The organism is Labilibaculum filiforme (assembly GCF_002843315.1).
In the GTDB taxonomy this organism is placed as follows: domain Bacteria; phylum Bacteroidota; class Bacteroidia; order Bacteroidales; family Marinifilaceae; genus Labilibaculum; species Labilibaculum filiforme.
Genome location: NZ_MVDD01000026.1, coordinates 15,109 through 39,953, shown reverse-complemented (window position 1 = coordinate 39,953; position 24,845 = coordinate 15,109). Strand labels below are relative to the sequence as shown.

General features: G+C 33.6%; 20 protein-coding genes. 7 read left to right on the top strand and 13 right to left on the bottom strand.

What is annotated here, in order from left to right:
* The first annotated feature begins 479 nt into the window (after nt 1-479).
* Nucleotides 480-1,043, top strand: coding sequence for a DNA-3-methyladenine glycosylase I (locus BZG02_RS19460; protein WP_101263421.1), 564 nt, complete (start codon nt 480-482; stop codon nt 1,041-1,043).
* A gap of 59 nt (nt 1,044-1,102) precedes the next feature.
* On the opposite strand, the gene BZG02_RS19455 is transcribed toward BZG02_RS19460, so the two are convergent.
* Nucleotides 1,103-3,811, bottom strand: a complete 2,709-nt coding sequence (locus tag BZG02_RS19455; RefSeq protein WP_101263420.1) for a TonB family protein — start codon at nt 3,809-3,811, stop codon at nt 1,103-1,105.
* Between the two features lie 2 nt (nt 3,812-3,813).
* Entirely contained in the window at nt 3,814-4,152 is a 339-nt protein-coding gene (locus BZG02_RS19450) for a BlaI/MecI/CopY family transcriptional regulator (protein ID WP_425432632.1), read from the bottom strand.
* Between the two features lie 208 nt (nt 4,153-4,360).
* Between BZG02_RS19450 and BZG02_RS19445 the strand changes: the two genes are divergently transcribed.
* Together BZG02_RS19445 and BZG02_RS19440 are read left to right on the top strand one after the other, a co-directional pair.
* Complete coding sequence (locus BZG02_RS19445; protein ID WP_101263418.1) at nt 4,361-4,822, top strand: hypothetical protein; 462 nt, start codon at nt 4,361-4,363, stop codon at nt 4,820-4,822.
* Between the two features lie 142 nt (nt 4,823-4,964).
* A complete protein-coding gene (locus BZG02_RS19440) occupies nt 4,965-6,887 on the top strand; it encodes a BamA/TamA family outer membrane protein (protein WP_101263417.1) in 1,923 nt (640 codons plus the stop codon).
* Between the two features lie 27 nt (nt 6,888-6,914).
* Here BZG02_RS19440 and BZG02_RS19435 read toward each other — a convergent pair whose 3' ends face one another.
* Together BZG02_RS19435 and BZG02_RS19430 are read right to left on the bottom strand one after the other, a co-directional pair.
* Nucleotides 6,915-8,246: an MATE family efflux transporter gene (locus tag BZG02_RS19435; protein WP_180335792.1), complete on the bottom strand. Its 1,332-nt coding sequence runs from the start codon at nt 8,244-8,246 to the stop codon at nt 6,915-6,917.
* A gap of 139 nt (nt 8,247-8,385) precedes the next feature.
* Nucleotides 8,386-10,542, bottom strand: a complete 2,157-nt coding sequence (locus BZG02_RS19430) for a S9 family peptidase (RefSeq protein ID WP_101263415.1) — start codon at nt 10,540-10,542, stop codon at nt 8,386-8,388.
* 257 nt (nt 10,543-10,799) lie between these two features.
* Here BZG02_RS19430 and BZG02_RS19425 point away from each other — a divergent pair, with 257 nt between their 5' ends.
* Genes BZG02_RS19425 through BZG02_RS19415 form a run of 3 tightly spaced genes read left to right on the top strand, consistent with a single transcriptional unit; the run spans nt 10,800 to nt 15,287 of the window.
* Nucleotides 10,800-11,732 carry a hypothetical protein gene (locus BZG02_RS19425; protein ID WP_101263414.1) on the top strand — a complete coding sequence of 311 codons (933 nt, stop codon included), beginning with the start codon at nt 10,800-10,802 and terminating at the stop codon, nt 11,730-11,732.
* A gap of 21 nt (nt 11,733-11,753) precedes the next feature.
* Nucleotides 11,754-12,170, top strand: coding sequence for a hypothetical protein (locus BZG02_RS19420; RefSeq protein WP_101263413.1), 417 nt, complete (start codon nt 11,754-11,756; stop codon nt 12,168-12,170).
* 48 nt (nt 12,171-12,218) lie between these two features.
* Nucleotides 12,219-15,287, top strand: a complete 3,069-nt coding sequence (locus tag BZG02_RS19415) for an ATP-binding cassette domain-containing protein (protein ID WP_101263412.1) — start codon at nt 12,219-12,221, stop codon at nt 15,285-15,287.
* A gap of 57 nt (nt 15,288-15,344) precedes the next feature.
* Here BZG02_RS19415 and BZG02_RS19410 read toward each other — a convergent pair whose 3' ends face one another.
* From BZG02_RS19410 to BZG02_RS19395, 4 genes are all read right to left on the bottom strand, one after another.
* Nucleotides 15,345-15,725, bottom strand: coding sequence for a DUF1987 domain-containing protein (locus BZG02_RS19410; RefSeq protein WP_101263411.1), 381 nt, complete (start codon nt 15,723-15,725; stop codon nt 15,345-15,347).
* 22 nt (nt 15,726-15,747) lie between these two features.
* Nucleotides 15,748-16,287, bottom strand: a complete 540-nt coding sequence (locus tag BZG02_RS19405; protein ID WP_101263410.1) for a SiaB family protein kinase — start codon at nt 16,285-16,287, stop codon at nt 15,748-15,750.
* 83 nt (nt 16,288-16,370) lie between these two features.
* On the bottom strand, nt 16,371-17,534 hold the full coding sequence (locus tag BZG02_RS19400) for a THUMP domain-containing class I SAM-dependent RNA methyltransferase (protein ID WP_101263409.1): 1,164 nt from the start codon (nt 17,532-17,534) through the stop codon (nt 16,371-16,373).
* Nucleotides 17,535-17,732: 198 nt separating this feature from the next.
* Nucleotides 17,733-19,346 (bottom strand): S41 family peptidase, encoded by a 1,614-nt coding sequence (locus BZG02_RS19395; protein WP_101263408.1) that lies wholly within the window; start codon nt 19,344-19,346, stop codon nt 17,733-17,735.
* Between the two features lie 105 nt (nt 19,347-19,451).
* On the opposite strand from BZG02_RS19395, the gene BZG02_RS19390 reads away from it, so the two are divergent.
* Nucleotides 19,452-20,186, top strand: coding sequence for an Hpt domain-containing protein (locus BZG02_RS19390; RefSeq protein WP_101263407.1), 735 nt, complete (start codon nt 19,452-19,454; stop codon nt 20,184-20,186).
* Between the two features lie 79 nt (nt 20,187-20,265).
* On the opposite strand, the gene guaA is transcribed toward BZG02_RS19390, so the two are convergent.
* From guaA to BZG02_RS19365, 5 genes are all read right to left on the bottom strand, one after another.
* Nucleotides 20,266-21,798 carry a glutamine-hydrolyzing GMP synthase gene (gene guaA / locus BZG02_RS19385; RefSeq protein ID WP_101263406.1) on the bottom strand — a complete coding sequence of 511 codons (1,533 nt, stop codon included), beginning with the start codon at nt 21,796-21,798 and terminating at the stop codon, nt 20,266-20,268.
* A gap of 122 nt (nt 21,799-21,920) precedes the next feature.
* Nucleotides 21,921-22,184, bottom strand: a complete 264-nt coding sequence (locus BZG02_RS19380; protein WP_101263405.1) for a SemiSWEET transporter — start codon at nt 22,182-22,184, stop codon at nt 21,921-21,923.
* Nucleotides 22,185-22,229: 45 nt separating this feature from the next.
* Complete coding sequence (locus tag BZG02_RS19375; protein WP_101263404.1) at nt 22,230-23,477, bottom strand: C1 family peptidase; 1,248 nt, start codon at nt 23,475-23,477, stop codon at nt 22,230-22,232.
* A gap of 61 nt (nt 23,478-23,538) precedes the next feature.
* Nucleotides 23,539-24,468, bottom strand: coding sequence for a ribonuclease Z (locus BZG02_RS19370; protein WP_101263403.1), 930 nt, complete (start codon nt 24,466-24,468; stop codon nt 23,539-23,541).
* Nucleotides 24,469-24,472: 4 nt separating this feature from the next.
* Nucleotides 24,473-24,832: an STAS domain-containing protein gene (locus BZG02_RS19365; protein WP_101263402.1), complete on the bottom strand. Its 360-nt coding sequence runs from the start codon at nt 24,830-24,832 to the stop codon at nt 24,473-24,475.
* Nucleotides 24,833-24,845 lie beyond the last annotated feature (13 nt).

Here is a 24,845-nt window from a genome sequence, read left to right as displayed (position 1 = left end):
TTTAGCATTCTTTAACTTCTGTTAAAGGCACTTAACTAAACAATCCCGTATGTTTGTGAAGTAAACGAGTGGTAAACGTTTTTTCATAGAGAATAGATTTAGGTTAGTAAATAGTGGTTAATAGAAAAGCTTGGGTGGGGATCCAAGCTTTTTCTGTTTTACTACTTTTTATTTCAGCTAACAAAACCAGCTAAAATGGTAGGTTTTAGCATTCTTTAACTTCTGTTAAAGGCACTTAACTAAACAATCCCGTATGTTTGTAAGGTAAACGAGTGGTAAACGTTTTTTCATAGAGAATAGATTTAGGTTAGTAAATAGTGGTTAGTAGAAAAGCTTGGATGGGGATCCAAGCTTTTTCTGTTTTACTACTTTTTATTTTAGCTAACAAAACCAGCTAAAATGGTAGGTTTTAGCATTCCAGGTATAATAAATCAACATATTATTTTCTATTTTTATCAGTACATTAAAAAATTAACACCATGACTAAAACCCGATGTTGGTGGGCTGGAGAAGATCCTCTTTACTGTAATTATCACGATAATGAATGGGGAATTCCTCAACACGATGACCAGATGCTTTTTGAATTTTTAATTTTAGAAGGTGCTCAGGCAGGATTAAGTTGGATCACAATTTTGCGAAAGCGTGAAAATTACCGCAAAGCATTTGATAATTTCGATCCTAATATTATTGCAAATTACACTCCCAAAAAAGTTGAAGAATTACTTCAGAACGAAGGTATTATTCGGAACAAACTAAAGATAAATTCCACCATTAAAAATGCAAAGGCCTTTCTCGAGGTTCAAAAAGAATTTGGAAGCTTCGACAAATACATCTGGAGTTTTACAAATGGCAAAACCATTCAAAATTTATGGAAATCAATAGCCGAAGTGCCTGCTTTTACAGAGGAAGCAACAGCAATGAGCAAAGACCTAAAGAAAAGAGGCTTTAAATTTGTTGGCCCAACCATTTGTTATGCCTTTATGCAGGCAACCGGAATTGTAAACGATCACACAAAAGATTGCTTTCGTTACAAAGAACTTTAAATCCAAATGCCCCAAACTAAAATTTGAGGCATTTATTTTTTGGCTAAAATGATCAAGAATTACTTCTTCTCATCATTCTTAAGGTCAAAATTAATTGGCACAGTATAAGATACACTAACGGCTATGCCCTTCTCATAACCTGGTGTCCACTTAGGCATATTCTTAATAATTTCTAGTGCTTTATTATCTACCACAACATTATTAGTGCCACGAGCAATTTTTAAATTATCAACCGCACCAGTCTTTGTAACTAAAAATGTAATAAAACATCGTTTATGAATAATATATTTTGAATCCAATTTTGAAACCTCACTTTCGATATACTCTTTTAACTTCAAAGCTCCTCCTGGATATTTCGGCATATCATCCACTAAAACATAAACAGGTTCGCCATTATAAGTCTTATTTCCCGTGCTAGTCTTTTTATTTTCCGTTTTATTAAGCATTGTAATAGTTGAACCAGACTCGTCGTTATTAGTAAACTCTTCTTTTTCAGCTTCACCCATCACAGTAACACCTTGATTATCTTTCAGTTCAAAATTAATAGGTAATGTGTAAGTCGCCTCAACAGACTCACCATTCCTACTTGCAGGAATCCAAGTAGGCAATGTTTTAATCACACGAATGGCTTCTGCATCCAAAGAAGGTGAAACACTTTTCGCAGTACGAACACTTTCAACAATACCCAATTTATTGATAGTAAATGTAACAAACACTCTTCCCTCCTCTCCTTTTTCCTGAGCGTCTTTAGGATACTTCACACCTCGTGCTACAAATTTCTGTAATTCCAATTCTCCTCCAGGAAACTTAGGAGCAGTACCATCCAATTGGTTTATTTTACTCTTTCCTTCAACCTTTACTTCATCTATTTTTTTATCATCGTTAAAATCAAAATTAATTGGTACGGTATAAGAAACACTTACGGCTTTTCCCTTCTCATAACCAGGAGTCCACTTAGGCAATGATTTAACTACACGCAATGCTTCAGCATCTAAAGTTGTTTCCACTCCTCTAACTACCCGAGCCTGATCTACATCTCCTTCTTTATTTACTACAAAAGTTACAAATACTCTACCTTTAATTCCATTTACAAAAGCTACCGATGGATAAACTGTTGATTCTTCGATATAGGCTAATAAAGCTTCAGATCCACCAGGGTACTGAGGCATTTTTTCTACTTTAACAAAAATTTGTTCCCCCTTCGAATCCGAACTTGCCTTTCTCTCCTCTTCTTCTTTCGTTGTATCATCCTCGAAATCAAAATTAATAGGAACTGTATAAGCCACATTTACAGCCTGACCTCTTTGTTTTCCAGGTTTCCACTTTGGAATTGTATTAATAACACGAACTGCTTCTGCATTTAAAGAAGGTTCAACACCTCTAACTACACGAGATTGATCAACATTCCCGTCCTTAGTAACCACAAAAGTTACGAATACCCGTCCACGAATATTATTTTTAATTGCCTCTGCAGGATACTTTACATTTTCGGCTATATACTCCCGTAAAGCTTTTGGTCCTCCTGGATATTCAGGCATGTCTTCTACAATCACAAAAATAGGTTCCCCTTTGTAAGTTTTCTGTTCTCTAACTTCTTTTGCAGATGAAGAACTTAGTTGAACATTCATATCGTAACCACTATCTGTTTTCTTGCCATACTCCATAAATCCTTTTACAGAGATTATCTCTTTATTGAAATTAACACCTAAAAAAACAAGTTTAGCATCTAATGGTACTACAAGAGAAAATTTACCATCCATATCAGTAACTGTTCCTGTTTTAGAGTCTTGAACCAATACTGCAACTCCTGCAATTGGCTCATTATCTTCATTAAGAACTTGTCCAGAAACCGTTGTTACATTTACAACCTCTTTTATTGTTTTTTCCTGAGCTTGCACCTCTACAATTTTTAAATTAAAAAGAAGTATGGCAAGTACAGCCGGAATCATTATCAATAATTTATAGCGCCTATTTTTTGGGCTTTTTATATTTGACATCATAATCATTCTCTTTTTAGTAATGGAATGGTTAAAGTTATTGGCCAAGCCTAATACTTCCGTTCCCATTAATTGATTAATTAAAGTTGCCTGATATTGCCCAATATTGAAGCCACGCGCTATAACTCCATCATCGGCCAATAATTCATGCGTTTGTTTTATTGCTACTTGATAAAGCCATACAATTGGATTAAACCAAACTAATATGGTTAACAATTCGACTAAAAGCAGATCGATCCAATGCTTTTGGTCTGCATGAACTTTTTCATGTGCTAATATATTTGTTCGAGATTCATCGGTAAACTCCTCTCTATTCATTACGATATATCCGAAGAAGGTAAATGCTGGTATATATTTATCCAATATAACTAGCTTACAATCTTCAATTATAGTATACTTTTTACCCAACACCAACCTGCATATTTGACTTATTTTCAGCAGGCTAAGAATCAATAAGACAGCAACTACAATTAAATATCCAATCAATAACATATTCGACATCGTAAAGTAGTTTTGTTTTGTTGGCTCCACATCCATTACTCCAGAAAACATAGGAATCAAGTCCGATTGAACAGAAGCTTGGACCGTTTCAACAATAACAGTGTAAGGTATTCTCACAAATGGCAATAGAAGTGACAGAAGAATACTAATTATCAAGTAAATTCGTATTTCCACAAAAAATCGTTCATTACGTAGAATGAGATAGTAAATAGCATAAAACAAAGCTAAAATAAACGATACCTGCAATAAGTATTCAAATAAAACGATCATATCTATTTCTCCTTTTCTATTTGTTTTTTGGCTATTTCTATCATCTCTTCCAATTCCTGAATACTCAACTTATTATCCTTGGCAAAAAAAGAAGCCATACTTGAAAATGAACCATTAAAGTAATTCTTCACTAGACTTCCAGCCTTAAATCCCGAATAATCCTCCTTTGATATTTTCACAGAAAAAAGATGTGATTTACCTGCCGACACTTTATTTACAAAACCTTTCTTATCTAATGCATTCATAACTGTAGCAACAGTTGTGTAAGCTGGTTTAGGATCTGGAAAACGAGAAACAACATCTCTTACTGCCGTCTCTTTTAAATCCCATACAATTTGCATTACCTGTTCTTCTGCTTTGGTTAAATCATTCATAACAATTTCATTCTTTCGATTAATCTACTACAAACTTAGTACTAAATTTTTAGTAGTCAAATATTACAACTAAAAATTTAGTAGTTTGTGCAAAATAATTTAAGTTAGCTTGTATTATTATCTATTTCATCTTGATTACTGTGAGCTATTTCGCTAACTATGCAAAAAATTAGCGATGGAAAAATTTGAATTAAACCCTACAGAATATCCATTAGGGAAAAGAATAAAAAAGGAACTTTCCTTACTTGCTCTTCTAATTATAATCCTCCTATTTTTCGTAGGAATTAATGTAGTTTATTTAACTACGGTCCTATTCATGTACACCCTTCTTTTATTGCTGAAAAGAAATCGAATTATTTACAAAATCGAATTTAATGACAGTACCAAAGAATTAAAATTATTTTACTACTATTTAATTTTTTTTCGAGGTTCTGAAAATATCAACTACCATAAAACTGTTTACAAAATGAGTTTAAAACGATATGGCTTTGGAAGTGCTATTGAAACTCTTGAACTTTTTAAAGGGAAAATTTTAGTTGGTGAAATAAGAAAAGAAGGCAAGTGGAAATGGACAGAGGATAACATTAATAATCTTGATAAAAAACTTACTATTATCACAAATAGTAAAATAACTTAACTATTTCGGAGTTATTTAAAATACGATTCTTATAATTTGTTACGCACAATCGAATTACAAATTATATATCTTTGAAGGAAGATTATCCTGATTGTAATTAAATATCCTCATCATAAGTAAAATAGGTACATATTGTCTCATCTTGGTTTTTTTATTAGGAAACCTTCTCCATGCGACTGGGCAGAGGATTACGAAAAGCGATACGCTTATCGAGAAAAAGCAACAATTACAATTATACAAGCACACCTCAATTATTTCAAGAGACACAATTGTTTTTCTATTAGATACTGTAGGTGAAAAACGTCACAAAAACAATTCAAAAAACGCATCTAAATTTTATAATTCGCTAAAACAAGGTGCCAATAAACGAAAGTTTACCAAAGAATTATATAATCTGTTTTTTATTTCACCTGATAAATTAAATCCAACAGATACCATAAAAACAGAACGCAGTGAAACCGCTTTTGTTCAGTATCAGGGCAAAACAATACGAAACATAACTGTTCGGGTTTTAGAACCATTTGGACCTACTTTATATGATACAACACAAATTGCAACAACTTGGATAGAGACTACTGGAAATAAACTTCATAACACCAGCCGAAAAAATCATTTACGCAAGCTGTTACGTATCAACGAAGGTGATGCTGTAGATCCATATAACCTAGCTGATAATGAGCGACTAATTCGACAGCTATCCTATATTAAAGATGCTTATTTTAGAGTTGTTCCTGTATATGGCTCCCATAAATTGGTGGATCTTCAACTATGGGTAAAAGATCAGTTTTCGTGGGGAGCAAATATGAAAATAGGTTCCTTAACTTCAACTGATTTTGAAATATATAGTAGAAACCTTTATGGCTTAGGACATGAATTCAGCAATAGTATTGAAATTGACACAGAGAAAGACCAAAAATATGGTTACACCGGAAAATATAAAATTAGAAACATCCGAAAATCTTTTATCGATGCAAGCTTTACCTATCAAAACACTTACGAAAAAAGTGTACTTCAATTAGATTTAGACAGAAGCTTTGCCACCTACAACACCAAATATGCGGGAGGTTTTACTCTCTCCAAAACAATGAGGTCAGACGAAATTCAAAAAGATGACCCTATCATCAATGAAATACCCTTAGATTTTAATTACGGAAATGTTTGGTTTGGACGTTCATATAAAGTTGAATCGGGAAAACTATTTGCCCGCAGAAAATTATATCTGGCAGGAAGAATTTCGAGTCGGAAATTCTACGAAAGACCCGAAGTAGGTGCCACATTAAATCAATTTTTTCATAATAACACCCATTATTTAGCCAGTTTAAGTCTAAGTCAAATTCAATACTATAAAAGTAACCTGATTTACAACTTTGGGCGAACAGAGGATATTCCTTATGGTTCTTTGGCACAAATAACAATGGGCTACGAAGATCGTGAATACTCGCACCGAAACTATTTAGGTTTCGATTTCCAGAAGGCCATTTACCTTCGACAAAGCAGAACTTATTTCTTTAATCGACTAGCAATTGGGGGTTATTTCAATTCCAAAAGATTTGAGCAAGGTGTTTTGCTTGGACAAAGCAAATTTTTTAGTCGAATTCGCAATCTCGGACCTCTTCGACTTCGTAATTTTGCAGATCTGAAATACACTTTAGGAATTAGACGATTTCCCGAAGAGTTTATAAGTTTAATTTCTGATACAGGCATTCGAGGATTCTCTAAAGAAGACGTTATTGGCACCCAAAAATTAGTTCTTAATTTAGAAACCGTTGCATTTACACCATACACTTTAGGAGGCTTTCGTTTTGCATTTTACACCTTTGCCGATATGGGGTTTATTGGCAGTAATCAAAAAAATATCCTCAAAGAAAAATTTTACTATGGTTTAGGATTTGGTATTCGGTTGCGCAACGAGAATTTAGTATTTAAAACCATACAATTACGACTAGCTTTTTATCCAAAAGCACCCTCCGACTTTAACCAATTTGAATATCAGATATCTGGTGAAGAGCGACCTAAATTCAGCAATTTTAGTGTTACTCAACCCGATGTTGTACCTTTTGAATAAAGAATATCCTCTTCTTCTCCTTCAAAATTATATCTTATTTTCTTTCCAATTAGCGAATTTTAAATACAACCAAGAACTTAAACCAAGAAATCCTCCATAAAAATACTCCGAAGTCCACACTCCAGCAATTGGCAGTTTTAACACCGCAATTAAAAGGTATACTCCCCCTAAATAACAAACTAAAACTGCAATCTCGAGCAACATTGCATGAAAAGTATTTCCAGTTCCCGAAACCCCATGAAAAAGAGTGACACCAATAGGAAAAATAAGAGCCGCACCAAAAATCACATACAATACCGGTTTTGTTTCAGCAATTAAACTTAGCTCGTCGGTATAAATAGAAATTAGCAATTCCGGATTAAAAAAACAGATTCCAACCAATACTAAAACTGAGAAAAAAGATAGTTTAATGGTTCGCCAAATAACATTCATAACCTCACCTGGATATCCTTCACCAATAACTTGACTAACCAAAGTATTGGCTGCTGCGGCAAAAGACCAAACCGGAACCATCAATAAAACATATATACTTCTCACGATATTAGAAATGGCAAGCTCTCTCTCGCCCATTCTTTCCACCATTAAAAAGAAAACGAACCAACACGATAAAGCCAAAGAATTCTGAATCATCATAGGAAAAGAAACCTTTATTAATCGTGAATAAAGCCCCCAATCAATTTTTACAAATTCGAATAAAGCATAAGTTTTAAAAGGAACTCTTTTTAAAGTATAGATAATAAAAAACACCATTACAAAAAGTTCTGCAATTACAGAAGCAATAGCTGCTCCTTTTATTCCCATTTCAGGGAAACCCCACTTTCCAAATATCAATACATAATCAAAAAAGATATTTACAATCGCCATAAAAATGGTACTATAACCTATTATTTTTGTTTTTGCCACTCCAATATAAAAAGCTCTGAATAAAATGTTTACACAAGCAAATAGAATTCCCCAAGCCCGATACGAAATATACTCTATACTAGCACCATAAATCGCATCCGATTTTACAATGGCTTTTAAAATCGGAGGAGCCTGTAATTCCATAAATCCAACCAAAACAACAGCCAAAATCACTAAAAAATATAAAGAATGATCGAAGGTTTTCCCAACCAATTTCCGATTTCCCTCTCCAACTCTTCTAGCAATAACAATTTGAGCTCCCAGACCAAAACCCCAGGCAAGCATAACAATTGCAAAATAAAAAATGGTTGCAATTGCCGCCGCACCCAAAGCGGTTTCGCTCAAATGCCCCAAAAATGCGGTATCAGTAAGAGCAATAATATTTTGGGCTGCACTTCCTAGAATAATAGGATAAGCAATTTTCCAAATACTTTTATAGTTAATTTGCGTTTTCAATTTTGTATTTTTTAATAAGTTCACTCTTTAAACCCGCAAAAGCTAGACTTCGGGAACAAAAAATCGTCGTCCAAAATTGCCGAAAAATATCGGAATTGGGACGACGATATACTAGTTTTTATAAATCAAATATTTGCTCTTATTTCAAATAGTCATCAAAATAATTACTTACTTTTTGTTTCAAGTGAATACGATCTCGCCCTCTTACATTGTGCTCTGCACTTGGATAAGGGAAATAATCAACCTGAACATTGTTCTTTACGCACTCCCGAATAAAATTCAAACTATGTTGCCAAACCACCGTATTATCTATTGCTCCCTGACAAATTAAAAGTTTCCCTTTCAAGTCTTTTGCTTTTACAAGCAAAGAAGTCCTTGCATACCCTTCGGGATTTTCTTCTGGAGTATCCATATATCTTTCGCCATACATTATTTCGTACCATTTCCAATCAATTACCGGTCCGCCCGCTACAGCAACTTTAAAAACGTCCGGATAATTTGTAATCAGCGAAATAGTCATAAAACCACCATAACTCCAGCCATGTACACCAATACGATCAGCATCAACATACGGCAATGATTTCAAGAACTCAACCCCTTTCATTTGATCAGCCATCTCGGGTTGACCGCACTTTCGGTGGATAATGGCTTCGAACTCTTTTCCTCTGTTTGCCGAACCTCTATTATCTAAAACGTAAATTAAATAACCATTCTGAGCCATATATTGCTCCCACAATCGAGCATCACCCAACCATTTATTTGTTACTAATTGAGCATGAGGACCTCCATATACATATACAACTACCGGATATTTTTTATTTACATCGAAATTGGCAGGTTTTACCATTCGATAGTACAAATCAGTTTTATTGTCTGCAGCTTTAATAGTTCCCAAAGAAATTTCGCCCAGGTTATAATCTTTCAACTTGTTTTGTGCATTCACCAACTCCTTTACAACTTTGCCTTTTTCATCAGCAACTGTAATTTTACGTGGCACATTTAAACTGCTATAATTATCGATTATGAATTTACCATCAGCACTAACCTCCACGGCATGAAAACCCTCATCCAATGTTAATCGAGTACGCTTTCCCGTTTTTAGGCTTAATTTGTAAGCATGTTTTTCCATCGGGCTCACTTCCGTTGATAGATAAAACATATTTTTTTCCGATTTATCGAAACCCAAAATCTCCAGAATCTCCCAATCGCCAGAAGTTAATTGCTGAATTAATTTTCCGTCTGTATTATACAAATACGCATGATTAAAACCATCTCGGTTATTGGTTTGATAAATAAATTGCTTTGGATTCGTTTTTAAGAAAATTAATTCATGAGATGGCTCTACCCAGCGATCATCTTTTTCTTCAAAGAGTGTTTTTACAAATTTACCAGTTGTCGCTTCATATTTATTTAATTTTGCATGATCCGATGCACGATTCAAAACTTGAATATAAATGTATTTCCCATCGGCATCCCATGATATATTAGTTAAATATTGATCGGTTCCAAAATCGTCTGGTTGAATCCATACCGTAGTTTTCTCTTTCAAATTATAAACACCCAAACTTACCGTTTCGCTACCCATTCCAGCCATAGGATATTTAATTTCCTTTAAATCTCCAACACGTGTGCTAATATCTAACAAAGGAAATGTGGTAACATTACTTTCATCTTTCCGATAAAAAGCCAAAGATTCTCCTTTAGGTCCCCAAAAAATACCATCAACAATACCATACTCACTTCTACTCACGGTCTGACCATTCACAAAATTCTTGTCTACATCAGAAGTTACAGCAAACTCATTTCCCTTTGCATTACTAATATATAAATTATTCTCAATGGTATAAGCAACAGAAGAATTAGCTGCACAAAATTCAGTATTTTCAGCCTTTCTGTTAATTTCTAGATTCAACAAAAGCTTCTTATTTAATAAGTCTATTTGAATTAAATTACCATCGGCATTGTATTGAATCACATCATCACTAACCCAAGAAAATCTTGGAAATCTGCTTTTTTCGACCAATCCAGCTGCTTTTAAAATCTCATTTAAATCAGACAAACTGTAAATAACCTTTACTTCATCTCCGGGTTTAGCTCCCACAATTTCATTGTCGGCAACATAGCTTATTACATTACTCTCTCCTTTCCATGATAATTGTGATAAACTTTCAGGGTAGAATTCTCCCCATTGTCCTAAGATAGCATCTTCCATGCTCAACTTTTTTGTTTGAGCATTTACTACCGTATAAAAGGCACAAATGATTAATAAATAGCTTAGAAGGAATACTCTTTTCATAGTGTTTTTTGTTGTTGTTATATTTCTTTTCAAAAAATTCGTCTTCAAATGTATCCTTTTTAGTAGAAATAGAGTAATAATGGATGAATAATTAAACGTAACAATTACCAATTAGCTTGGATATAAATCCAAACTAAGAACGAAAAACTCGATCTCTAGTTAATTTGTAAATACGAATCCGTAGTGCAGTTAGTACTCAACTTTGAGAAGTAGTTTATTCTTTCTAAATTGGCTTAATAATTTTTAAGTTATACAAGATGCCAAAAAACAAAATACCAAACAGTATCAAATTTCTTATTTTAATTTCCATTGCAGCAATCGTTACGTTTTTGATTTTACGTCAAAATAAAACGAAAAATGATGTCATTGATGACGAGTTGTCTACTGAAGCTGCTATTTTGGAAGATGTAGACCAATCTGCGAATATTTTTAAATACAATAATATTCTCTTCAGTTTACCATCGCCTTATCAAATATCTTTGTTGCTTGAACAATCTGGAATTCCTTACAATAGGGATATACTTCATAGTACCAGTAAAGCAAGCGACTATGTTGAAAATTTTAGTAAAGCTGTAAATTTTGGAATATATGGTTCCGACTTAGGATACATTAACATTTATCGCCAAACACAAGACGCGGCTAGTTATTTTGCGGTTTTAAAAATTATTTCGCAGGAAATCGGTTTGTACAACGCTATGGATAAGCCAACAATTCAGCGCATTGAAAAAAATATTGAAAACCGAGATTCTTTATTAATTATTGTCAGTAATACTTATCGTAAAATCGATAATTATTTAAAAGTTAATGATCGGGAAAATACCGGAGCTTTAATTCTTGCAGGTGGTTGGATCGAATCAGTTTATATTTTAACCCAACAAATCAAAATAAGTCCGAACAAAGAATTAATGGGTAGAATTTCGGAACAAAAAAGACCACTCGAAAATCTAATAAAACTTTTAGTACCCTACTCAAACGAATCTAAAGACTTTTACTTTTTAGTAGATCGATTAATTGACTTGGCATACACGTTCGATGAAATAGAAGAGAAATACACCTATATTCCTCCTATTACTGATGCTAAAAATAAACTTACGATTGTGAAAAGCAAAGCTGAACTGGTAATGAACAAAGAGCAATTAGCCTCTATTACCGAAAAAGTAAGTGTTATTCGTAATCACATCATCAAGTAATCACACAAAAAAAAACGACTTATGAATCGCTTCTATACCCTTATAATTTTATTCTTTGCAGGCCTTAGCTTTACCGCTAATGCTCAAACAGACGTTACTTTGCAAAACTGCACTAAATATCTTGAGCCAGGTTTTATATCTGATGGTCAACAATATAAAGCCTTATTGTCGGGTGGTGAAGTTGCAGAATTTCACACCACCTTTTATGCCAATAACTATTATCGTATTGTTGGAGCTACTGGCAAAATGGAAAAAAATGTAATTTTCTCGATTTACGATGAAGAAAATCATTTGCTTTTTTCCAATAAGGATCATCAAAACTCTCCCTATTGGGATTTCCAATTTACCAATTCGATAAATTGCACCATTGAAGCCAAGTTAAATCAAAAAGAAGTAACATCAGGATTTGTACTACTCCTGATAGGATTTAAACAATAATATCCGTTCAAATCTTCTTTTTCAACCAATCACTAACTCTCACATTTTATGAGTGAACGAATTCTTAAGGCTTTAATGCAATTATTTGCAATCATTGCTCACCCAAAAAGTTCAGCAATTGAGAGGCGAAGAATGGTTTCTAGGTATCTAAAACAACAACTTGATCAAGAAACAGCTGAAGAATATCTTAGCTTATACGATCAGCACTACGAAGCGAACCAGAAACGCACTACCAGAACTACTAAAATAAAAAAATACACTTCAGCTAGCTCAGTGAGAGTGCTTCGCATATGTACCGAAATAAATGAAGAACTAATTGTTCGTCAGAAAGTTATTGTTCTTATCCAACTTTTAGAATTTCTAAAATCGGAAGAGGAAATCAGCGATCAAGAATTTGCATTTGTTGAAACTGTTGCTGACACTTTTAACCTTCCTGCTGGAGGATATGATCGTTTAAAGAATTTTGTACTGAATGATTTTGATGAAATTATTCGATCGGAACGTTTATTAACCGTTAGTAATGAAAACAAAACCTTTGAAATAGGAGAACATTACTATTCGGAAGGTTTAATTGGTGAAATCAAAATTCTTCGTTTGAAGCGAGTTGACATGTTTGTTTTGCGCTTCAAAGGAATAGAAGAGTTGGTTATGAACGGTCAGAACCTTAATCCGGAAAGAGTACATCTCTTAACCCAAGGCTCATCTATTCGCAACCCTAAAATAGATCCGATTTATTTTAGTGATATTGCAACCACTTTTCACCGCGATCTGGATCAAAAAAGAGTTGTATTCGAAACCAAAAATATTGAATATCGGTTTAAAGAAAATAATATTGGTGTACATGATCTTTCTTTTAAAGAAGAATCAGGAAAAATGGTTGGGATTATTGGATCGAGTGGTGCAGGAAAAACAACACTTTTAAATGTACTAAATGGATCGGAAAACCCTAGTGATGGAAGCGTAGAAATTAATGGATACAATATTGTTACAGACAAGTCACAACTCGAAGGTGTTGTTGGTCATGTTTCTCAAGATGATTTACTGATAGAATCGCTAACTGTATTCGAAAACTTATATTTTAATGCCAAACTTTGCTTCGACAAATACAGTACCTTTCAGTTAATTCGAATAGTATTAAACTTATTAAAAGACTTAGGTTTATACAATGCTCGAAATCTTAAGGTAGGAAATCCTTTAGATAAAAAAATTAGTGGTGGACAGCGAAAGCGATTAAATATTGCTTTAGAATTAATTCGTGAACCATCCGTATTATTTCTTGATGAACCTACTTCGGGTTTATCATCAAGAGATTCTGCAAAAATCATGGACCTGCTTAAAAACATGGCCCTAAAAGGAAAATTAATTTTTGTCGTAATCCATCAACCTTCATCGGATATCTTTAAAATGTTCGACCGCCTACTAATTTTAGATACTGGTGGTTATCTCATTTTTAATGGAAATCCATTGGATGCAATAACCTATTTCAAATCGCAAACCATGCGCGCAAATCGCACCGAAAGCGAGTGCTCGTCGTGTGGTAATGTGGATGCAGATTTGATTTTTAATATTATTGAATCTGAAGTCTTGGATGAATATGGCAGACCTACACAAGTTCGAAAAGTATCGCCAATACAATGGCATAAAAAGTTTGAGGAGTATGTTAGTACTAACAAACCAATAGAAGATACTCAGGAATTACCACCAGTAACATTCAAAATTCCGAATATCTTCACACAATTCCTTGTTTTTGTGCGACGGGATGTAATTTCTAAACTAGCCAATCGTCAATACCTATTTATTAATTTATTTGAAACACCGCTCTTAGCTTTTCTTTTAAGTTATATAATTAAATTTTACAATATTGATGTTGCAAATGATTTAGGCTATACATTTAGTAACAATAGCAACCTTCCGGTCTATCTTTTTATGTCGGTAATTGTTGCTTTATTTATTGGTTTAACACTTAGTGCCGAAGAAATTATTAAGGATCGAAAAATTCTTAAAAGAGAACGCTTTTTAAATTTAAGTAAGTTTAGTTATCTACTTTCTAAAATTGTTATTTTATTCTCAATATCAGCCTTTCAAGCCTTTCTATTTACAATAATAGGCAATTCTATACTGGAAATTAAAGGAATGTTTTTTGAATATTGGCTTGCACTATTCAGTGCCTGGTGCTTTGCGAATATGCTTGGTTTAATTATTTCTGATAGTTTTAAAACTGTAATTACTATTTATATTTTAATTCCTTTCCTACTAATACCACAGCTAATTTTAAGTGGTATAATTGTAAAGTTCGACAAGCTTAATCCAACCATTTCTACTCCCAATACAATACCTTGGTATGGTGAAATTATAACTGCTCGTTGGGCTTATGAAGCTTTAGCCGTAAAACAGTATAAGGACAACGAATACATGGCTAACTTTTATATCTACGAGAAGTTGATGAGTAAAGCAGATTACCGTAAAAATTATTGGTTGCCGATACTTAAAAACAAATTAAATACTAGCGAACGCTATCTAAAATTACCAGAAAAACAGAAGGAACTTGCGGAAAGCTTACTACTTCTTCGAAATGAGCTTTCGATAGAAGATTTGGAGAAAATAGCAATTCCATTTGATCATTTAAAACAGCTAAATCCTGACAGTTTAAATGACGATGTAATTAAGGCAACACGCGAGTATTTTAAGAAGTTAAATCGATACTACATTAATTTATACAATGTATCGAACCATAAAAAAGATGAACGTTTAACCGAGTTACAAAAAGGATTCTTAGATAAACAATCCTTCGTAAATATGAAAAAATCATACGCGAATGATGGTCTTACCGAATTTGTTAGAAATTCGAATGATATCGAACGTATTATTGAATACAAAGGAAGATTATTTCAAAAAATTGATCCTATTTACAGAAATCCAGAAGGACACTTTATTAAAGCACACTTTTATGCTCCTCAGAAAAGAATTTTGGGCCAATATTTCGACACGTATTGGGTAAATATTCTGGTGATATGGATTTCTACATTTTCTCTTTATATCATCCTGTATTACGGATTATTTAAGAAATTATTGGGAATTTTTGAGCAGAGATTTAATAAGAAAAAATTCGCACGATAAAATCATAAAAAAACCGTAAGTGAAAACTTGCGGTTTTTTTTATCTCTAAATAATGTCTTATTCTTCCTCTTCTATCATGGTAAATGGAATCTTTATAATAGACTGATAATCCTCTCCTGCTTCTAGCATATCCTCATCATCCGCTTCATAATACCAATTAATTCCAACCTTTTGTCCACGTTTAAATATAACTTCTAGCTTCTTAAACACGTCTAACAAACACTTTGAAGAACTTGTGTTAAAATATTCCAGTCTAATATTTACTGTTGTAGTTTCCTTTGGTTCACTAATATATGCGTCAAGCCACTCAATAATTGGCTTGTAAAAATCTAAGGAATTCTCTGGAATCGATCGTCCGGAAATTAAAAAAGACCCTTCATTTCCATCAAAATTAATATTTGGTGTTTTTGGGCTACCTTCTATAATAAGTGAATTCATGAAAATCTATTTTTGATTGTTATTAAATAATTACATCTATAGCGAGAAACAAAAAATTAGGATTATATTCGAAAAACTGATACTCCATATTATTGCCACTCTTTCTTGCGATATCAACCATTCCTAAACCACCACCACCTTTTTCGGAAAATTGGTCGTTTCCTAAAATGATTCGATACAAACTTTGAGTTTCGGTCGAGGATAAAGTATTAATTTGATCAATTCTGTCTCGAATGAGTCTTAATCCATCTACTTTAATAAAATTCCCCGCACAAATTCGATATTGAGTTCCTTCATCTCGTAGAATTAAAACACCAAATTTTTCATAAGAAACATCGAAATCGGAAGGAACCTCACCATGATGATGCAAATTCTGAACTAATTCTACCAATACGTTAAATATTTTCTTAAATAGTTTCGGTGATTCATTTCTATCTTGCAATATTTGCTCAATCGACTCCAAAATATTCGTAACATCCTCGTCTTCAATTCTCCCCATATAGTCGAATATAGCATCTTCATCTATCTTTTCGGAATACCACTGGTTTAAATTAAAGTTCATAAATAATATAATTATTGTTACTCGTTAGACAAATATAATAAAATATCAGTGAGCTGATATAGATCTAGAATCAATTTTCAATATTAATTCTTTTTATACTTATCGCTCTTTTTTCCATCAAACATAGAATACTTTTGAAATTTACATTCCAAAGGACCATTGAATAGAGTAATTTTACGAGAAGGACGCAATCCAATACTGTGAAAGCATTCTTCAGAGTAACTCAATATCCAAGCGTCATAGCCTGCAAAATTGTGCTTTAAACGCTCTCCAATCATCGAATACAATCCTTCCAAATCTTTTATCTTCAATCTTTCTCCGTAAGGTGGATTCGTAATCATTATACCTTTCTCAGTTGGAGGTACAAATTGTTGAAAAGGTGTAATTTTTAAATCAATTTTTCTGCGCAAACCTGCATTACGTATATTTGCTTCCGCAATCTCCATTGCTTTATCGGAAATATCAGAACCTAATATTTTCCCATCAAAATCAACTTCGGTTTCCTCATTATAAATATCTTCCCACATTTCCTCATCATATCCTTTCCATTTTTGGAACGCAAATTCTTTACGATACAATCCTGGAGGAATATTATATGCAATAAGAGCCGCTTCGATTAAAAGCGTACCAGAACCACACATTGGGTCAATAAAATTCATCTTTTTATCCCAATCAGATAACAGAATCATACCTGCAGCCATAACTTCATTCAAAGGAGCTGCTGTTTCTGCAACACGATAACCTCTTTTGTGCAAAGATTCTCCAGAACTATCCAAAGAGACAGTACAAGTATTTTTATCAATGTGAATATTAATTCTTAGGCTTGGATTAACTACGCGAACATTTGGACGATCACCAATCTTATCAAAAAATTGATCAACTATGGCATCTTTTACACGATAAGTAACAAACTTAGAATGCTTGAAATCTTCCGAACTTACGGTACTATCAATAGCAATTGTATCGCGATGACTGATATATTCGCTCCAATCTATCTCCTTAATACCATTGTATAGCTCGTCGGTGTCCTTTGCAGTAAATTTATGGATCGGTTTTATAACTCGGGTTGCTGTTCTTAAATGAAGATTCGCTTTATAAATCATACTTTTATCTCCAACAAAGCTTACAGCTCTCTTTAAGATTCTTATCTCTTCTGCACCTAATTGTTCCAATTCGTGAAACAATACTTCCTCTAAACCATGAAAGGTTTTTGCAATTAATCTGAATTTTTCCGAGTCTGTCTTCAAAACGATCTTTTTAAATGTCTTTTAATTATTTCAAATAACGGTTACAAGAAAAAGAATTTCCTTATTCATTTCAAAAACCAAAGCTTTCGATCCGCATTTCGGCTACAAAATTAATCTTTAGCACTTAAAAACATAGATTTTTGGAAAGATTATTACCAAAAAAAGCCGAAAGTTTAACTTTCGGCTTGCTATAATTACTTATTCGTTATCCAATTCTTTGTGATAAAGCTTAGGTTTACTCAATACTTCAACGGCCTTCAAAATAAAATCGTTATTCTTATTTACGACCTTATAATATTCCGAACTCTCCCACAAATCTCTCGCAAGTAATGCCTTTACATGAAGTTTTAGATCATCAACTACCGCTAAATAATCTTCTTCATTCTTCTTAATCCCTTCTTTTTCTCCCATTGCAACAATTTCTTGTAACATCTCTTCGCTAACTTCAAAGTCTTTTTCAAAATCTTCAAACTTAGTATATTTACTTCTCAATTTTTTTAAATTACGATCCATATAATTTACAACAAATGGATAAACTACATTTTTTCGAACTAATAAATTGAAATATTTAAAATTAGCTGTTGTATCAATAGGAATAAAAATATCCGGCATAATACCTCCTCCACCGTAAACAATTCTATTTTTCACCAAAGTATTGTACTTTAACGAATCTGGAAAATGAATGCTATCCGCACTTATCATTTCACCCGATTTATATCGGTTTAATATATCCAAATGGTAATCTTCTAATCCTTTTTCATATGGTTTCTGAATGCATCTTCCTGTTGGAGTATAGTAATGCGCAGTAGTTAAACGAATCATAGATCCATCCGACAGTGGAAATTGACGTTGCACTAGGCCTTTTCCAAACGATCTGCGTCCCAAAATTAATCCTCTGTCCCAATCCTGAATTGCACCTGCAACAATTTCCGATGCCGATGCAGCTCCCTCATCAAGAAGAACAACTACTTTTCCTTCTTTAAAAATGCCTTTGGCAGTAGATATATTTTCCCTTCGCGGATTTGTAAGTCCCTGCGTATACACAATCAATTGCTCCGCTTTAAATAATTGATCAACAATCTCAATTGCAGCTTGCATATATCCTCCACCGTTCCCTCTTAGGTCGAGAATCATATCCTTCATATTCTCCGCTTTCAATTTAATTAAAGCTTCTAAAAATTCGTCTGATGTGGTTGCTGCAAAACGATTTAGTTTAATGTAGCCAATCTCGTCGTTAATCATGTAAGAGGCATCTAAACTATAAATTGGAATATTGTCTCTTGTTATTACAAAATCGATTAATTCTTTTTCTCTTTTTCTTTTCACCACTAAGCTTACAATTGTCCCTTTATCGCCACGTAAACTTTTTCGAACATCGTTGTTTTTCAAACCGATAGCTGCAACATTTTCCTGATCTATTTTTAAAATTCGATCGCCAGCACGAAGACCAACCTTTTCTGATGGACCACCTGGAATAGTAGCAACAACCATTAGTGTATCTCTTAAAATATTAAATTGAATTCCTATTCCACTAAAACTTCCTTGCAATGGTTCATTCATTTCCTGAATTTCATCTTTGCTTATATAAACAGAATGTGGATCTAATTCGGCCAACACTTTCACAATGGCATCCTCTGTTAAGCGCTCTAAACTAACTGTATCGACATAAAAGGCATCTATTAATGCCAATAAATTTTGATACTTTATGGCTTGATTCTTTACTGATTGAGCCTTAAGTTCCCCGACATATATAAACAGGCCAACTAAACAAATAGAAACCACGTTCCTCAAAAATAATTTCTTACTACTCATATAAATTATGCTTTTTAATAAATTTTGCGCAAATTGATTTCTTATTCAAGAAGTCTCCGAAAGATACAATTTTTATAAGAAATACAGGTATTGTAAAATACAAACATGAAACATAAACCGCACATACTTCTTATTGGTTTTCATAAATCATTGAACTTTGATTCGATGACTCAAATAAGTTTTACGAATTGCAAAACCGGAAAGGAAGCAATTGAATTGATCATCCAAGATAATTTTGATTTAATTATTACAAAATTTCAGTTAGATGATCAAACTGCTATTGAATTAAATCAATCGGCAGAATCTGTAAAAAACTACTACGCAAATACTGCTCCAAAAAAAAATAAGCTTCTAATTATTACCACCAATTTGGACGAAGAACAAATTTGCAAAGAGAAAAAACTACTATTCTTTCCCGATACGCTCAACTTAAAATCGCTAATATTGAAACTAATAGAACTTCCAAAAGAAGAAAAGAGAGGAGATAAAAAAGTGGCTATTATTAATTTTAAAGATCTCTTTGTACGAGTTGACAACAATCGAGAATTTATACAAACGGTTATCGAAAAGTTTTTTGAAATTCGGGATTCCAGAATAAATGATATCCAAACCCCTTTAATGAATGGAGATTTTAAACTTGCTAAAGATGCCGCTCACAAATTGAAAGGAGTATTGGCAAACTTCTCTATGGAGGAAGCAAGATCTACCATAATTGAATTAGAAAAGCATATTTTAGAGAATGAGCAAAAATTATCCATTCAAAAATTAAAGCAATTAATTGCTGATATTGAAACTGCCCGACAGTTTTATCTTGCCAATCTAAATCAATTTAAACGCTAAATAAGCTTCTAACAAAAAAGCAATACCTTCATGGAAGATATTGCTTTATGCTTTTTTGTTGCAATAAATACTAAATTAACTATTCCCACTCTATTGTTGCTGGTGGTTTTGAACTAATATCATAAACAACTCTATTCACACCTTTCACATTATTAATGATCTTATTCGAAATTTTCGCAAGAAATTCGTAAGGCAAATGAGACCAATCAGCTGTCATTCCATCGGTAGATCCAACTGCACGAAGAGCAACTACACTTTCATATGTTCTCTCGTCTCCCATCACTCCTACAGACTGTACTGGAAGTAACATTACTCCAGCCTGCCAAACTTCATCATATAAACCATCTTCTAACAATCCTGATATAAAGATATGATCTACCTCCTGAAGAATTTGAACTTTCTCAGCAGTAATATCACCTAAAATACGAATACCTAAACCAGGTCCAGGAAAAGGATGACGACTAATAAATTTATCTTCCAATCCCATACTACGACCAACGCGACGAACTTCATCTTTAAAAAGTAATTTTAAAGGTTCAACCACTTTTAGTTTCATATAATCCGGTAAACCACCAACATTGTGGTGCGACTTAATGGTTTGAGATGGACCACCAGTTACGGATACCGACTCAATAACATCTGGATAAATAGTTCCTTGTCCTAACCATTTGGCGTTTTCCACTTTGTGAGATTCTTCATCAAAAACCTCCACAAAAGCGTTACCTATAATTTTACGCTTGGTTTCAGGATCGGTTACACCGGCTAAAGCAGAAATAAATTTCTCTTTTGCGTCCACCCCAATCACATTCAAACCTAAAGTTTCGTATTTTTTTAATACCTCCGTAAATTCATTCTTTCGCAACAAACCATTATCAACAAAAATACAGTACAAATTTTTGCCAATTGCTTTGTGCACCAACATGGCAGCAACAGTTGAATCAACTCCTCCTGACAAACCAAGAATCACTCTATCATCACCAAGCTTCTCTTTTAGTTCAGCAACTGTTGTTTCAACGAATGCATCTGGAGTCCAATTCTGATGACAGTTGCAAATATCAACAATAAAATTTTTCAATAGAATGCTTCCTTCAGTGGTATGATACACTTCAGGATGAAATTGAATACCGTAGGTTGTTTCACCTTCAATTGCAAACGCAGCATTTTCCACATCGTTGGTAGAAGCTGTAACTTTATAATTTGAAGGCATGCTTTCGATGGTATCACCATGCGACATCCATACCTGTGAATTTAAGCTAATACCTTTCAATAACTCACAGTTTGCATCTACCGAAGTAAGGTTTGCACGGCCATATTCTCGCTTATTCGACGCCATCACCTCACCACCAAAACAATGTGCCAAATGTTGCGCACCATAACAAACACCTAAAAGTGGAAGCTTGCCTTTTATTTCAGATAAATTTGGAATTGGAGCCTTTTCATCGCGAACAGAAAATGGACTTCCCGAAAGAATTACTCCTTTAATCGAATCGTCGATAACAGGAGGATTGTTGTAAGGATGAATTTCACAATAAACGTTTAATTCACGTACTCGTCTGGCAATCAGCTGTGTATATTGTGAGCCAAAATCTAAAATCAGAATTTTTTCCTGCATAAAAATCTATAAATTGAGGGGTTGTTCAGTAATCCTATTTGGCGTACAAAGATATACAAATTTTGTTCTCACTAGCTACAATATTTGAATAGCATAAAGCAAAAAAACAAATCAGTAATAATCTATTTGTACTTTATCTTTAAAGCCAAAATAGTTAAGGTTAATCCAAGAGTAATCATATTTGCAATAATAATTGGCCATGCAAGAATCAAAACTCCATAAACTAACCACAACGTTATTCCAACATTAAACATGGAGTACATTACCAGTGACAAATCCTTTGTCTGTTTTGTTTTAATAACACGCAAAGCTTGCGGAACAAAAGATACTGTTGTGCAAAAAGCGGCAACAAAGCCAAGAATAGAAATTAAATCCGACCTTTCCATATGTAAATAATAAACCCCCTAAGAATAGCTTAGGGGGTTGCAAATTTAATTAAATTTTTTCAGAAGATCTTTTACTGCATCTTTATGAATTGTGAATCCCATCATTTTTAGTTTCACAAAATCTTCATGGAAGAAATAGTAACCAAATTCCTCCGAATTTTCATCAATGTTTCTTGATCCAGAACTTGAATCTTTAATCAGATACCAATCTTTACCGTCTTTACCTACATAATAACCTACCAAATGCATCCCATGATCATCGGTAGTAGAACCGTTAGAAAAACGAAACTGACGAGCATCTTCATTAATGTAAGCAGAAGGAATATCGAAAGAAGGTACCATTGCGCAGTTTGTTGTTCTTAGGAAACCTGCCTCAGAAACATCACCTCCAATACTCATTGTGTAACCATTTCGAACTGCTTTTTTTACTGCATTCATATAATCGTCCAAAGGAACGTTATAATACTCTTTAGAATGCCACCAGTTATCTGGTACTTTATATTCTACTTGTGTCCAATAAGGCTCTTGTTTATACGATAAAATTTCTACGTAACTATCCATATCCAATTTCAAGTAATCAGAAAGATAAGACTTAGGAGTATACTCTTTTCCTTCAACAGCAAATTTAGTTGGAGGGGTACCTAAATAATGATTCATGATAGATTTGATAGTAGCCAAAGCTTCTTCTTCATTCCAAGCATTGCTCTGTTTTAATCCATTCAAAAAGTCCATCATTTCCTGATACATTTTAGCATGAGTATGAAATTTACGACCATTTAACAAGCCAGTAAACTCACTTTCAGGACAAGCTCCATATTCTTTCCACATACGGGCAACAGAATTACCTTCGGCACCTTCTTCAAAATGAGAATTTCCTCTTTCTTGAATAAAACGACGGGCTTTTTCTACATACTCCCAATAAACAGTATACAACTCCGAAATTTTCACTTCTTTTTTGTGCAAACGATACACTTCCGACTCATAAAAAGAGGTTGTTGAAAAACACCAACAAGTACCTGTATTTCCTTGCGATAAAGTTGGTTGTGCCCATTCGGTATTATTTTTATACAATGCTACTTTATTTGGCAATTCGTATGAGCTTTGATCCATAAAGAATTTTTTATCCACCTCTTCACTTTTCAATTGCTCATCAACATTACGAATATCTTTCAGAATAGAATTTTGATAGTAACCAGGTTCGTACTCCTGAAATTTCGATTTATCCTGCTTTTGTTGTCCTATTGCCGAAGAGCAAAAGACAACTGACAGGCCAATAACTACTAATCGTTTCATTTGTGTATATGTTTTAAATTTTATGAACTGCTAAAGTAAAAAAAAACTTGATTGAAGATAATTAATCCCGATCAAGTTCTACTGAAAATATTTTTCCATCTTCGGCAAGTGCAGTATTTGGGAAAATATTTTTTGCTTCTTCCAGATGCTCTTTCAAATCATCAAATCGAGCAGAGAAATGACCAATTAGTAATTTTTTCACCTTAGCCTCCGCTGCTATTTTCCCAGCTTGCTCTGCTGTAGAGTGATAAGTCTTCTTCGCCCTTTTTTCTTCTGTTTTTAAAAATGTTGCCTCATGATACAACAAATCTACCCCTGCTATTATTGGTACAATTTTAGGCAAGTAAGCAGTATCGGTACAAAAAGCATAACTTCTTACCTTAGGAGCATCTTTTGTTAATTTATCATTTGGAATTACCTCTCCATCATCACAAATAAAATCGTCTCCTTGCTTAATTCCATGTCTATTTTTAATAGGAATATTGTAAAAGCTAAGCATATCCGATTTTAGAGTTCGAAGTCGCTCCTTTTCTTTAAACAAAAATCCAGCACATGGCATTGCTCCATGTTTCAACGGAAACGACTGAACAATTAACGAATCGTCTTCAAACAAGGTTTGAATGTTTGTTCCAAATATGGTATGATAAAAAATCTCATAATCCAATTTCGTTTCTAGTAGTTCTAATTGAAAACGAATCAATTTTTCCAATTTACTATGCCCGTAAATATGAAGGTCGGACTTTCGTCCCTGAAGTGCAAATGTAGAAAGCAAACCTATTAATCCGAAGATATGATCACCATGCATATGTGAGATCAGTACATGGTTAATTCGACTCATAGGAAGTCTGAACCGCTTCATTTGTATTTGTGTCCCCTCTCCACAATCTATTAAAAAAAACCGCTCAAGCACATTGAGCACTTGAGCGGTTGGGAATCTTTTGGTGGTTGGTAAAGCAGAGTTGCTACCTAAAATTGTTACTTCAAATTTCACTAAACTATTTGTTTAACTCGATTTGACCTTTCATGGTTGAAATAGCATCGTCCATATTATAAGAAATATTTAGAACTGAATCCAACTGAGAAATTGAAACTAATCTTTCAACAGCAGGCTGCAAGCCATGAAGAACAAATGTTCCATTAGCATTTTTACACAACCTATTGGCTACAAGAATTGCACTAAGACCAGATGAATCACAATATGTACAAGGCGTTAAATCTAAGAGTATACTCTTCTCACCATTTCCAGAAATTAAAACCAATTCTGATTTTAAAGCAGGAGCAATATGAGTATCCAACTTGTCTTTCAATACCTGTACAAGGGTATAACCATCTTTCTTGTCAATCTTGAAATCCATAATTACTTAATTT

Coding starts and splice junctions, on each gene's coding strand:
- BZG02_RS19460 (WP_101263421.1), top strand. CDS start 480: ATGACTAAAACCCGATGTTGGTGGGCTGGAGAAGATCCTCTTTACTGT.
- BZG02_RS19455 (WP_101263420.1), bottom strand. CDS start 3,811: ATGATCGTTTTATTTGAATACTTATTGCAGGTATCGTTTATTTTAGCT.
- BZG02_RS19450 (WP_425432632.1), bottom strand. CDS start 4,152: ATGCAAATTGTATGGGATTTAAAAGAGACGGCAGTAAGAGATGTTGTT.
- BZG02_RS19445 (WP_101263418.1), top strand. CDS start 4,361: ATGGAAAAATTTGAATTAAACCCTACAGAATATCCATTAGGGAAAAGA.
- BZG02_RS19430 (WP_101263415.1), bottom strand. CDS start 10,542: ATGAAAAGAGTATTCCTTCTAAGCTATTTATTAATCATTTGTGCCTTT.
- BZG02_RS19425 (WP_101263414.1), top strand. CDS start 10,800: ATGCCAAAAAACAAAATACCAAACAGTATCAAATTTCTTATTTTAATT.
- BZG02_RS19420 (WP_101263413.1), top strand. CDS start 11,754: ATGAATCGCTTCTATACCCTTATAATTTTATTCTTTGCAGGCCTTAGC.
- BZG02_RS19415 (WP_101263412.1), top strand. CDS start 12,219: ATGAGTGAACGAATTCTTAAGGCTTTAATGCAATTATTTGCAATCATT.
- BZG02_RS19410 (WP_101263411.1), bottom strand. CDS start 15,725: ATGAATTCACTTATTATAGAAGGTAGCCCAAAAACACCAAATATTAAT.
- BZG02_RS19405 (WP_101263410.1), bottom strand. CDS start 16,287: ATGAACTTTAATTTAAACCAGTGGTATTCCGAAAAGATAGATGAAGAT.
- BZG02_RS19395 (WP_101263408.1), bottom strand. CDS start 19,346: ATGAGTAGTAAGAAATTATTTTTGAGGAACGTGGTTTCTATTTGTTTA.
- BZG02_RS19390 (WP_101263407.1), top strand. CDS start 19,452: ATGAAACATAAACCGCACATACTTCTTATTGGTTTTCATAAATCATTG.
- guaA (WP_101263406.1), bottom strand. CDS start 21,798: ATGCAGGAAAAAATTCTGATTTTAGATTTTGGCTCACAATATACACAG.
- BZG02_RS19380 (WP_101263405.1), bottom strand. CDS start 22,184: ATGGAAAGGTCGGATTTAATTTCTATTCTTGGCTTTGTTGCCGCTTTT.
- BZG02_RS19375 (WP_101263404.1), bottom strand. CDS start 23,477: ATGAAACGATTAGTAGTTATTGGCCTGTCAGTTGTCTTTTGCTCTTCG.
- BZG02_RS19365 (WP_101263402.1), bottom strand. CDS start 24,832: ATGGATTTCAAGATTGACAAGAAAGATGGTTATACCCTTGTACAGGTA.